This window comes from Methyloceanibacter sp. (assembly GCF_058506495.1).
Map to the genome: position 1 here is coordinate 1 of NZ_JBZMXT010000005.1, position 11,674 is coordinate 11,674.

The window sequence follows — 11,674 nt, forward strand, 5'->3', positions numbered from 1 at the left end:
GGCCTCGTCGTATCCGAGGGCCTCAAGAGCCTGGGGCACCATACGGTTGATGATCTTGAAGTACCCGCCACCAGCAAGCTTCTTGAACTTCACCAGCGCGAAGTCTGGCTCGATGCCGGTGGTGTCGCAGTCCATAACGAGGCCAATTGTGCCCGTCGGTGCGATCACGGAGGCCTGCGCGTTCCGATAGCCATACTGGCGGCCCAGTTCCAGCGCCTGATCCCAAGCCCGCATCGCATGTGCCAGCAGCCGCGGATCAGGGCATGACGCATGGTCAAGCGGCACAGGCGGCATGGAGAGGTCCTCATAGCCGTGCTGTTCGCCGCGTGATGCCCGAGCGTGGTTTCGGATAACCCGCAGCATATGTTCGCGGTTGGCCTCGTAACCCGGGAACGCCCCGAGTTCGCGTGCCATCTCTGCACTTGTGGCGTAGGACACGCCGGTCAAGATCGCGGTCAGAGCGCCGCCGAGCGCGCGACCTTCGTCGCTGTCATACGGAATCCCTGACGCCATCAGCAGCCCGCCAATATTGGCGTAGCCCAACCCGAGTGTTCGATACTCGTAGGAGAGCCGTGCGATCTGACGCGATGGGAACTGAGCCATCGTGACGGCAATTTCCAGCACGACGGTCCATAGCCGCACTGCATGCTCGTAGCTCTCGACCTCAAAGCTGCCGTCCTTCGCCCGAAACGCCATAAGATTGAGCGATGCGAGGTTGCAGGCCGTATCGTCGAGGAACATGTACTCCGAACACGGGTTCGAGGCGTTGATTTGTCCCGCGCTCGGGCATGTATGCCAGTCGTTGATGGTCGTATGGAACTGGATGCCAGGATCGGCGCACGACCACGCCGCGTAGCCGACTTTGTCCCACAAGTCCCGGGCCTTGAGCGTCTTCGCAACGCCCCCGGTCTTGCGGAGGATCAGGTCCCAATCGCCATCTTCCTCGACGGCGGTCAGAAACTCGTCGGTAACGCGGACAGAGTTATTGGAGTTCTGGCCGGCCACCGTGCGATAGGCCTCGGAGTCCCAGTCCGTGTCGTAGATGGGAATCTCTATCGAGGTATAGCCCTGCCGCGCGAATTGGATAATACGCTGGATCATGTTGTCCGGCACCTTGGCTTTGCGGGCCGCCTTGACCTCGCGCTTCAGAGCCGGGTTCTGCTTCGGGTCGAAGCACCCGTCGTTGTCGCTATCGCAGTTGACACAAGCCCGCAGGACAGCGTTCAGCCGCTCCGAAAGAACCATGGAGCCAGTCACAAGCGCCGCAACTTTCTGCTCTTCCAGGACCTTCCAGTTGATGTAGGACTCGATGTCGGGGTGATCCATGTCGACCACGACCATCTTGGCCGCACGACGCGTCGTCCCGCCGGACTTGATCGCGCCAGCCGCTCGGTCGCCAATTTTCAGAAAGCTCATCAGTCCAGAGGACTTGCCGCCGCCCGATAGGGGCTCGTTCTCGCCGCGCAGCGACGAAAAGTTCGTGCCTGTTCCCGAACCGTATTTGAACAACCGAGCCTCGCGCACCCACAGATCCATTATGCCGTTTTCGTTGACGAGATCGTCTGCGATCGACTGGATGAAGCACGCATGAGGTTGGGGATGTTCGTAGGCGGACTCCGATGCCTTCAGTTGGCCGGTCTCAAAGTCGACATAGAAGTGGCCCTGGCTTGGACCATCGATCCCGTATGCCCAGTGCAGACCCGTGTTGAACCATTGCGGACTGTTGGGCGCGCCCATCTGCTTGGCCAGCATGAAGCGCATTTCGTCGAAGAAGGCTTGCGCATCGTCCTCAGACGAAAAGTAGTCGCCTTTCCAGCCCCAATAGGTCCAGGTTCCGGCCAGTCGATCGAAGACCTGGCGCGCGTCCGTCTCGCTGCCAAACCGTTCGGCCTCTGGGAGCGCGGCCATCGCGTCTTCATCGGGTACCGAGCGCCAAAGCCAGGACGGGACCGAATTCTCCTCAACGCGTTTGAGCTTCGCGGCTACGCCCGCCTTACGGAAGTATTTCTGAGCCAGAATATCCGCCGCCACCTGGCTCCACTGGGCCGGTACAGAGAACTTCTCGAGTGCGAAAACAACCGATCCATCCGGGTTCTTAATCTCGCTGGCGCTCTCGCGAAACTCGATGCCGGTGTATGGAGATTGTCCTCTTTCTGTAAAACGTCGTTGAATCCGCATCCTAGCTCATGCCCCTTCTTAAAATTTAGACCCCGAATCGTGTGTTCTGTGCGAACCTCGAAGAGTGATCCGATTCGAACGCCCCCTCAACAGCGAGCATCAACATCTTGAGGGTTAGAAGCTAAAATATACTAAACCCTGTGGGTGTTGAGATGCAAAGACTGTGGACAGCTGGCGGATGGGCGGTGGGTGAGCGTCCAGAAAAACACTAGGAATCAGTTGCTTACTCGGGCAGCATGCGGCGTGGCCCCAGGCGCCCCAGGTCTTCGGCATCCGTGCATAACGTGTTGACGAAGCCAAGACAGGCGTTGGCCACCCTGAGATCTTGGCAGACGGGCGGGTAAGAACCCCGCTCCGCCATTCGACTTTCCGCCGCTGGACTTGGGCTATACGACCGGGCCATAGTTGGACATAATGCGGCGCACAAATCCGCGGCCATTACAAACACATCCTGAGTTGAAGGCTTTTCATGGGGCTCTTTCAAGACTTGTTCACCTGGTGGCACGGCGACACGTTGGGTACGCGCCTTTATACCTGGCGCAAGGGCGAGCGCGTCGGCGAGGATGCCCTTGGCAACGTCTACTACAAGGAGCGGAAAGGCACGCGCCGCTGGGTCATCTATAAGAATTTCTCCGAGGCCTCTCAGATCCCACCCGAGTGGCATGCCTGGATACATTTCATCACGGACGAACCGCCCACGGCCGAGGACTACAAGCCCCGGTCTTGGGAGGAGGCGCATCGGCCCAATTTGACGGGTACATATGAAGCCTACCGGCCACCTGGCTCGGTGATGCGGCCTCGGGTTTCGCAACAGCCTCTTGACTACGAACCGTGGTCTCCTGGGTCATCGTAAGCCTCGCAACGCTATGCACGGACCACTATCCGATCTTCCGAACGACGACTCCGGACCAACTGCTACCCAGCGCTGGTCGGCTTCCGACTTTGCAAAAAATGGGCGCTTCATCCATGACATGGCGGCCCCCATTTTTGCTCTGCTTGCACCCAAGCCCGGAGAGCGAATCCTCGATCTGGGGTGCGGTGACGGCACCCTAACCGCTGAAATCGAAGCAGCAGGTGCAGACGTTCTCGGCCTCGACATCAGTGCGGAACTATTGGCTGTCGCGCGCATGAAGGGGCTTTCCGTCCAGCAAGCCGACGCCCACGCTCTCGATTACGTTCAAGAGTTCGATGCTGTGTTCTCCAACGCCGCGTTGCATTGGATGCAATCGCCCGAGCTTGTCGTTGAAGGCGTTGCCCGCGCGCTCCGGCCCGGGGGGCGGTTTGTGGGAGAGCTTGGTGGCCACGGCAACATTGCCGCCGTCGCTACCGCCTTGCGTGCTGTCGAGAAGGCGCGTGGCGGTGAGCCGGAGAGGGCGGTGAGCTGGTACTTCCCGACGACGGAAGAGTTCGAGACTCTCCTGTCTGAGTTTGGATTTGCCGTTCATGAATTGGCTGTTGTGCCCCGGTCAACGCCAATCAAGGCGGACATGGAAGGATGGCTCAGAACGTTCTGTCGCTTCTTTTTCGACAGGTTCGAGGAACCGGAGCGCAGCGATGTGCTTAAAGAGGTCGTGGCGCTTCTCAAGCCGTCCTTGTGCGATACACAAGGCCTCTGGGCTGTGAACCACATCCGGCTTCGCTTCAGTGCAGAACGCAGCACGGCTTAATAAACGCCTAGGAATACTGAGGCATCTGTGTCACACCGTTGCCTCATTGATCGCTCACGCGTGTCTTGTGGCAGGTGGGATCTTGCTGGTTGAGCAGGGCAAACAGCGTTGATGAGCGCCGTTCTGAGGAGCTGAAGCGGGCGACGAGATGCACATTCAGGAGTGCAAGACTACAAAGCAATCGGCTGGGCGTGCCGTTTTGGCCGCGCTCGGCTTGGCCACGGTGCTTCTCGCCAGCGTGCCCGCGGTGGCTGCGCCTATGAAGAATGAGATTGCCGTATTCGCCGCTTTGGACAAGGTCACAGGGCGGATTAAGCAACTCGAGATACCGATCAATCAGACGGTGGACTTTGGCGCCTTGCGCGTTACGCCGAGAATCTGCAACTCGCGGCCACCCACTGAGAAACCCGATACAGCATCCTTTGTCGAAGTTGACGAGGTGAAGCTGACGGGTGAACAGCAGCGTATCTTTACTGGGTGGATGTTTGCCGAGAGCCCTGGGCTTAACGCAGTTGAACACCCTGTGTTCGACGTCTGGCTGACGAGCTGCAAAGAACCGATTGGCGGTCCCCCCGTCGAAAGTGCGGAAACTGAAGAGGAGGGGTCGCCCGAAGAGGCCGTTGCGGCGGAACCGGCTCCGGCTCCAGCCCCGCCGCCCGCTGCTGCTCCACCTGCACGCCCAGCTGCGCCGCCACCCGCTGCTGCTCGGCCCGCGCGCCCCGTCCTTCCGTGGCTGCAGCGCTAAGCCAGAAAATACAGGCTGACCGCTGAGATCCTGGCATTCCCGTGCCGGCATGGGGCTCGTCGACCATTAGACTTTTAGATTGCAGGTCGGCTGGTTCCTGAGGGTGTGCTGACCAGCTTGAGGATGTCGGCTGCAGGTGCATCGGCGGGCAGCGCAGCAAACGCTGTATGGGACTTCTCTACAGAGGTTTTGGAGGAAGCGACTTCGTCGCCAACGAGGCGTTCTGCGCCGCGTCGCGGCTGGCGGCCATCGAGTGCCTTCTCCAAAAACTGTTGAAAGGCCTGGCGGCTAATCTCGATAGCACCGAACTGTGCGAGATGGTCGGTAATGAACTGGGTGTCTAGCAGGGAGAAGCCGCCATATTTCAGTCGCGCGACGAGATAGACGAGCGCGACTTTGCTTGTGTCCCTCGCCCTTGAAAACATGCTTTCTCCGAAGAAAGCGCGTCCAAGATGAACGCCGTAAAGGCCGCCTGTCAGCGCACCATCCTGCCAGACTTCGACCGTATGGCAGTAGCCTAGCCTGAAGAGTTCGCCATAGAGCGTGCGTATGCGGTCGTTGATCCACGTACTGCGGCGGCCAATCCGCGGTTCTGCGCAGCCGTCGATAACCGCGTCAAAATCGTTGTCTATCTTGATTTCAAAACCGCCGCGCCGGATCGTGCGCGCAAGGCTTCGAGGGATGTGGACCGCATCCAGCGGCAAGATGCCTCGCCGTTCGGGCTCTATCCAATAGAGCGCATTGTTTTCGGCGCTTTCCGCCATTGGAAAGATGCCGCACGAATAGGCTTTCAGAAGGACTTGCGGCGTAATCTCGATCGTGACGTCGTCGAGAGAACTCATCGCGCAAGGCCCTCTGGCCGGCGATGAACTGGCAGGTCCGGGTCGAGCATCGCCCCGCGATGTGTCTGGCGGGTGGATCGAGCGCTAACGTTCGCCGCTGGGTGCCAGGTGGTCTTCGAGCCAATGAATATCGTAGTGGCCATCAACGATGTCGGGCTCTTGAATGAGCGACGAGAACAAAGGAATGGTTGTCTCGATTCCATCGACCACGAACTCTCCAAGGGCCCGCTTGAGACGCATAAGGCATTCGTTGCGATTGCGCGCATGCACAATGAGCTTCCCGATCAGACTGTCATAATACGGAGGGATGGTGTAGCCCGCATATGCACCGGAATCGACACGGACCCCAAGGCCGCCGGGTGGGTGGAAATGGGTGATCGTGCCTGGGGAGGGTCGGAAAGTGAGCGGATTCTCCGCGTTGATTCGGCACTCGATTGCGTGCCCGTCGAAGCGAACATCTTCCTGACGAATTGACAGCGGCGCGCCAGAGGCAATGCGGATCTGCTCGATCACCAGATCAAGACCGGTGACCATCTCGGTTACGGTGTGCTCCACCTGCAAGCGTGTATTCATTTCAATGAAGTAGAACTCGTTGTTTTCGTAGAGAAACTCAACGGTCCCCACGCCACGATATTTGAGTTTGCGCATCGCCTCGGCAACGATCTCGCCAATGCGCACGCGCTCATTCTCATTCAGAGCCGGAGATGGAGCTTCTTCCCAGAGCTTTTGGTGCCTCCGCTGAATGGAGCAATCGCGCTCGCCGAGGTGGATGGCGTTCCCGTTGCCATCGGCAAGAACCTGCACTTCGATGTGGCGTGGTTTCCCGAGATACTTCTCGAGGTAGACCGTGTCGTCACCAAAAGCTGCGCCGGCTTCCGTGCGGGCTGTGCTGAGAGCGGCTTCAAGTTCGTAGTCGAAGTGCGCGAGCTTCATGCCGCGCCCGCCGCCGCCGGCGGAGGCCTTGACCATGACAGGGTAGCCGATTTCTTCGGCGATGACTTTCGCTGCCGCAAGATCCGATACCGGCCCGTCCGATCCGGGCACGACAGGAATGCCGAGCTCCTTTGCTGTCTCCTTGGCTTTAATCTTGTCGCCCATAATCCGAACATGCTCTGCGGTCGGTCCAATGAACGTGATGCCATGCTCTTCAAGGATCTCGGCAAACCGTGCGTTCTCCGCCAAGAATCCGTAACCGGGGTGAACAGCGTCCGCCCCTGTAATCTCGCAGGCGGCGACGATAGCGGGGATGTTGAGATAGCTATCCTTGGCCGGAGGTGGCCCAATACAAACGCTTTCGTCCGCGAGCCGCACGTGCATCGCGTGGGCGTCGGCGGTCGAATGGATCGCAACGGTGGCAATGCCGAGCTCCTTGCAGGCCCGTTCTATGCGAAGCGCGATCTCTCCCCGGTTAGCGATCAGAATCTTGTCGAACATGGGGGCTGGCTATTCCTACTCGATGACCACGAGGGGCTCGCCGTACTCGACCGGCTGACCGTCCTCGACAAGAATCGCCGTGACCGTCCCAGACTGGGGCGAGGGAATGTGATTCATCGTTTTCATCGCTTCGATAATGAGAAGCGTTTGGCCAGACGTGACGGTGCTACCGACTTCGACAAACGCCGCGGCTCCTGGTTCGGGAGAACGGTAAGCCGTGCCGACCATGGGCGAGCTCACAGCACCGGGGTGCGGGCCGGTTTCCTCCGATGCAGCGCGCCGTTTTGGCTCCTGAGGTGCCGGCGCAGCAGGTGAGGGGACCGCGGCGGCAGGGGCTGCCGTCACATTTACGGTGCGCGCCACCCGGAAACGGCGACCCTCAAGTTCGATCTCGATTTCGGTGAGACTGGTCTCATCGAGAAGCGCGGCAAGCTCCCTAATGAGATCCGTGTCGAGACTTCCCCCGTCTTTTGTCATTGGCGTCCTTTCATTGTCGTCCTGCCCCTAAGCATTGGAAATCGACGAGGCCAACGCCTCGATGGCGAGTTCGTAACCGAGGCCACCGAAACCACAGATTACTCCCTTCGCAGCGGCAGACACATAGGAGTGATGGCGGAACGGTTCGCGCGTGAAGATATTGGAGAGATGTACCTCAACAACGGGCACGTCGCAGGCAAGCAGCGCATCGAGCATCGCTATCGAGGTGTGGGAGTACGCGCCCGCATTGACTATGATGCCGTCCCCGTTTGACCGTGCCTCTTGGATCCAAGCAACCAGCTCTCCTTCGGCGTTGCTCTGTCGGAAGTCGACGGCAAGGCCGAGCGCATCCGCCTTGCGAGCACATCGCTGTTCCAGATCGGCCAATGTCTCCGTCCCGTAAACCTCTGGTTCACGAGACCCCAGTAGGTTCAGGTTCGGTCCATTGATAATGAAGATCGGCTTGGCCATGGTTACATCCCGGTCGGCGATCCGAGGCTTGCGCAGCCCCCCCTGCAAATTCAGACACAACCGCGCGAAATCGGCTGAAAACAGAGCGGCAGCGCCGTTTATCAGCTTTTTCGGTCTTGAGCAAAAGCCGAGAGCTCCAGAGAAGCACCTCGATGCGGAGAGAATTGAGGCTCGGTCGAGAGCCAAGCCTCAGCAGCTTACCTTGCAACCTTCTTTCCGGATCGTGGCGACGTTCTCTACGAGTTGGTCGTAAAGATCGTCCGGAGCACCCGGAATGGTACGGTCCCCGATCAGATAAAGCGGGGTGCCCTGCAGGCCGAGCTTTTGAGCAAGTTCGAAAGTCTCTGCGAGGGCGGCGGCGGTCTCCTTGCTCTCCATGTCTTCCTCGAGCTGAGGAACATTAAGCCCGAGCTCATTGGCAACGCGAAGAACTTTCTCTTTGTTCGCCTTGCCCGATGCCGTGAACAACTTCTGATGCATTTCGAGGTATTTGCCTTGCTTCTTGGCAGCGATAGCGCCCTTAGCCGCAGCCTCTGAGTCCTCGCCAAATATCGGGAGCTCCTTGAATACGACGCGAACGTTCTCGTCAGTCTCCGTGAGCTTCAGCACATCCGGCATGGCGCGCCGGCAATAACCGCAGTTGTAGTCGAAGAACTCAACGACGGTAACGTCGCCGTCGGGATTACCGGCCGCGAAGGAATTTTCTGAGCGGAACAACGCATCGGCGTTTTCGCTGATTGCTTTGGCCTGCTGCTGTTCCTGTTCTTCCTGTTGCCGCCGATCAAGCTCCGTGGTCATCGCAACAAGAATCTCCGGATTCTTCTTGAGGTACTCTTCTACGACCTCCTCGATTACTGCTTTACCCGGGGCTCCATCCTGAAGCCCCGTGGTCGCGACGCCGTCGCGCCAGACAGTCAGCACCGTGGCTGCGCTTACGATGGCAGCTACGACAGCGGCAACTAGTGCGGTGGCAAGGCCAGTCTTGAGATTCATCCTGAGGTCTCCGAGAGTTTGCGTGATTTGTACGCAATCATTTTTTGCGTTCTGGCAATTTGAAATCCAAGATGTCTTGGGCGCGAAGCCACTGCGGCGTGCCGCCCGGTAAGCCGTCTTGTGCTCTTTTGGCCATCATCTTCGCCTCGCGCAGGCGCCCTTCGTAAAAATAGGCTTCGGCCGACGCAAGCGACGCACGAGCCAAAAAACTGCGCCGCGCGCCGGAAGCTTTGGCCATGTCGCCCTTGCGACCGTAGGCCATTGCAAGTTGTCGGTAGCCCATAGCCGATTGCGGCTCCTGCACCAAGGCTTTCTTCAAATTGCGGATCACTTCGTCGAGATATTGATTTTCCTCGGTGCTGAGCATCGCCTGCGACAGCATTATTTGGATTAGTGCTTCGTGAGGCGCGAGTTCCACGGCCTTCCGCAAAGGACCAATTGCCTCCCGGCCTCGGCCACTCTCAAACAAGAACTGGCCCTTAGTTTCGTAGAAATAGGGCCATCGCGGTTGCGCTTCGATAAGTCGATTGAGGTAGGGCATGGCCGCATCGACACCGGACTTGCGATAGGTAGCGATCGCACGCGCATATGTGCCTGCGAGGGTATCGTCCTCCCGGTAGCGGTTCAGGGACGCTTCGGGCTTTTCCAAGAAGCCTGATAGCTTAGCGCGCATCAAATCGTGCCGGTATTGAAGCTCCGGTGGATCCTCGGCATCATAGTAGGGGCTGGATTCGACCAGAGCTCGAAGCTGCGAGATGCGCGTCTGCGGCAGCGGATGGCTCATCAAATATGGATTGATCCCTTTGATGCCCCGCAGCTGATTGGCAAGCACCTCAAAGGTCTCAAGCATGCCGCGCCCTGACTGGCGTGTGGAATTGAGGAAGCTCATGCCCGCTTGGTCGGCCGCGGATTCTTCCGTCTGGCGATATGCCATAAAACTGCGCATGGCCACATCAGAGCCGCCGGCGATAGCCCCCATGCCGAGCTGCCCAGCATTCGGAACGCCCGCGAGACTGCCACCGATTGCAGCGGCAAGTCCTAGAACCTGGAGCGCAAGCGCTGTCGATTTCATCTGAGCGACCTGCGAGCGCAAACGGGCCAAGTGGCCGCCGGTGATATGGCCGGCTTCGTGAGCGATGACACCGATCACCTGATTAGGTGTCTTCGAGTTCATTAACGTTCCGGCGTGCATGAACATGTTCTGTCCATCCACGACGAACGCGTTGAAACTCTTATCGTTGACTAGGTGGATCTTGATGTTCTGAGAGCCGAGGCCTGCAGCGCTGAAAATAGGCCTGGCGTACTCGCGGATGAGCGACTCAGTTTCCGCATCGCGGATCAGGCCTCGGGCATGGGCCGCGCTCGACGCCAGTAGTCCCGCGAGGAGACCGGATATCAATGTCGCCACGAGTGCCGTGTGCGTTGCCCGCGGCAACCGCTGGAGCGTGGGCTGTGCCATTGATTTGGCCAGGATCGGCATGATGGACGTAATCGTATTGGCTCGGCGTTGTTGCGCAAAGACGCTGTTTTCTTTTGCCTCTCAAGGAGGCTACGTTGGCACGCCGTTTTATGGCCCCCGCCACTGCCACGTCTAATTTGCTTGGGACCTGATTACGGCGACAACGTGACACCCAAAGAACGGCGTCCATCAACAAAACGCGAGAGGCGCAGCTTCTGAACAGTCTGTCAAAATATGAGTCGTTGCCCCGGAAACCGGCCGCGAGCCGCGCGATCGATCCCTTCATTGTCATGGACGTCATGCGTGAGGCGCACCGACGCGAAACCGCTGGCGAAGACATCATCCATATGGAAGTCGGGCAACCCGCAACCCCTGCGCCGCGCGCAGCCCGCGAGCGTGTAGCGCGGGCGATGTCCGAAGAGAATCTCGGCTACACGTTGTCCCTTGGTCTCCCTGAATTGCGCGAGCGCATAGCCGACTATATCTCGACGCGCTATGGCGTGACCGTTGCAGCAGACCGTGTTGTCGTCACAGCGGGGTCGTCCGCAGGCTTTGTGCTGGCATTTCTTGCCATTCTAGAACACGGCGAAGGCTTCGGACTGCCGAGTCCTGGCTACCCGTGTTACCGACAGATACTGAAGGCTCTCGGATTTAGCCCTCATCTAATTGAGACATCCGAGGATGGCCGCTGGATGCCGACGACGACAGATGTCGAAGCACTAGCCGCGAGTGGCGCCGCTGGCTTGTTGCTTGCGAGCCCAAACAACCCAACAGGAACCATGGCGCAGGCGCCACGTTTGAAGGAACTGGCCGACAGATGCGCTCAGCATGGTCTGTGGCTCATATCCGATGAGATTTACCACGGGCTGGAATACGACGTCGAAGCGGAGACAGCCCTTGCGTATTCGAATGCCGCCATCGTGGTTAATAGTTTTTCGAAGTATTTCAGCATGACTGGCTGGCGCGTCGGTTGGCTTGTCGTCCCCGAAGCTTTGACGCGTACGATTGAGAGGTTGGCGCAAAATCTCTACATCGCACCGCCCACTGTCTCCCAAGTCGCGGCGCTCGGTGCTTTCGATGGCATTGAGGAACTCGAAGAGATCAAGAGCCGTTACGCACGAAACCGGTCACTCCTGCTGAACGAACTTCCGGCCGCAGGTCTGACGAATATCCTGCCAGCGGATGGCGCATTCTATCTGTATGCGGACATTCGTGACTTGACCGAGGATAGCGAGGCGTTCGCGCAAACAATGTTGCGGGAGATTGGCGTAGCCGCCACACCAGGTATCGATTTCGATTCGTTGCGCGGACATTCCTATCTTCGGCTAAGCTATGCAGGCGCGGAGCACGAAATGAGCGAAGCGGTCCGGCGGATCGGCACGTGGCTCCGATCACGATAGCAATAAGG

General features: G+C 58.8%; 11 protein-coding genes. 4 read left to right on the top strand and 7 right to left on the bottom strand.

From position 1 onward, the window contains the following. Positions 1-2,178, bottom strand: a 2,178-nt coding sequence (locus AC33YF_RS02140; protein WP_491775548.1) for an adenosylcobalamin-dependent ribonucleoside-diphosphate reductase, incomplete at its 3' end; no start/stop codon positions are given. A 469-nt stretch (positions 2,179-2,647) separates the two neighbouring features. Between AC33YF_RS02140 and AC33YF_RS02145 the strand changes: the two genes are divergently transcribed. The 3 genes from AC33YF_RS02145 (at position 2,648) to AC33YF_RS02155 (ending at position 4,590) form a co-directional block, all read left to right on the top strand. Continuing rightward, positions 2,648-3,031 carry an NADH:ubiquinone oxidoreductase subunit NDUFA12 gene (locus AC33YF_RS02145; protein ID WP_491775549.1) on the top strand — a complete coding sequence of 128 codons (384 nt, stop codon included), beginning with the start codon at positions 2,648-2,650 and terminating at the stop codon, positions 3,029-3,031. 118 nt (positions 3,032-3,149) lie between these two features. Continuing rightward, the gene (locus AC33YF_RS02150; RefSeq protein WP_491775550.1) at positions 3,150-3,845 is read left to right on the top strand and encodes a class I SAM-dependent methyltransferase; all 696 of its coding nucleotides are present in this window, start codon (positions 3,150-3,152) and stop codon (positions 3,843-3,845) included. Positions 3,846-3,993: 148 nt separating this feature from the next. After that, positions 3,994-4,590 (top strand): DUF2155 domain-containing protein, encoded by a 597-nt coding sequence (locus AC33YF_RS02155; RefSeq protein ID WP_491775551.1) that lies wholly within the window; start codon positions 3,994-3,996, stop codon positions 4,588-4,590. 74 nt (positions 4,591-4,664) lie between these two features. Here the strand turns inward: AC33YF_RS02155 and aat are convergent, their stop codons facing one another. The 6 genes from aat to AC33YF_RS02185 form a co-directional block, all read right to left on the bottom strand. Continuing rightward, positions 4,665-5,432: a leucyl/phenylalanyl-tRNA--protein transferase gene (gene aat / locus AC33YF_RS02160; protein ID WP_491775552.1), complete on the bottom strand. Its 768-nt coding sequence runs from the start codon at positions 5,430-5,432 to the stop codon at positions 4,665-4,667. Between the two features lie 84 nt (positions 5,433-5,516). Next, positions 5,517-6,866, bottom strand: coding sequence for an acetyl-CoA carboxylase biotin carboxylase subunit (gene accC / locus AC33YF_RS02165; protein WP_491775553.1), 1,350 nt, complete (start codon positions 6,864-6,866; stop codon positions 5,517-5,519). Between the two features lie 15 nt (positions 6,867-6,881). Then, a complete protein-coding gene (gene accB / locus AC33YF_RS02170; protein ID WP_491775554.1) occupies positions 6,882-7,343 on the bottom strand; it encodes an acetyl-CoA carboxylase biotin carboxyl carrier protein in 462 nt (153 codons plus the stop codon). A gap of 27 nt (positions 7,344-7,370) precedes the next feature. Beyond that, the gene (aroQ, locus tag AC33YF_RS02175; RefSeq protein ID WP_491775555.1) at positions 7,371-7,814 is read right to left on the bottom strand and encodes a type II 3-dehydroquinate dehydratase; all 444 of its coding nucleotides are present in this window, start codon (positions 7,812-7,814) and stop codon (positions 7,371-7,373) included. A gap of 189 nt (positions 7,815-8,003) precedes the next feature. Continuing rightward, a complete protein-coding gene (locus AC33YF_RS02180; RefSeq protein ID WP_491775556.1) occupies positions 8,004-8,807 on the bottom strand; it encodes a DsbA family protein in 804 nt (267 codons plus the stop codon). Positions 8,808-8,844: 37 nt separating this feature from the next. After that, on the bottom strand, positions 8,845-10,266 hold the full coding sequence (locus AC33YF_RS02185; protein WP_491775557.1) for a M48 family metalloprotease: 1,422 nt from the start codon (positions 10,264-10,266) through the stop codon (positions 8,845-8,847). 290 nt (positions 10,267-10,556) lie between these two features. Here AC33YF_RS02185 and AC33YF_RS02190 point away from each other — a divergent pair, with 290 nt between their 5' ends. Further along, a complete protein-coding gene (locus AC33YF_RS02190) occupies positions 10,557-11,666 on the top strand; it encodes a pyridoxal phosphate-dependent aminotransferase (RefSeq protein ID WP_491775558.1) in 1,110 nt (369 codons plus the stop codon). Positions 11,667-11,674: the final 8 nt, after the last annotated feature.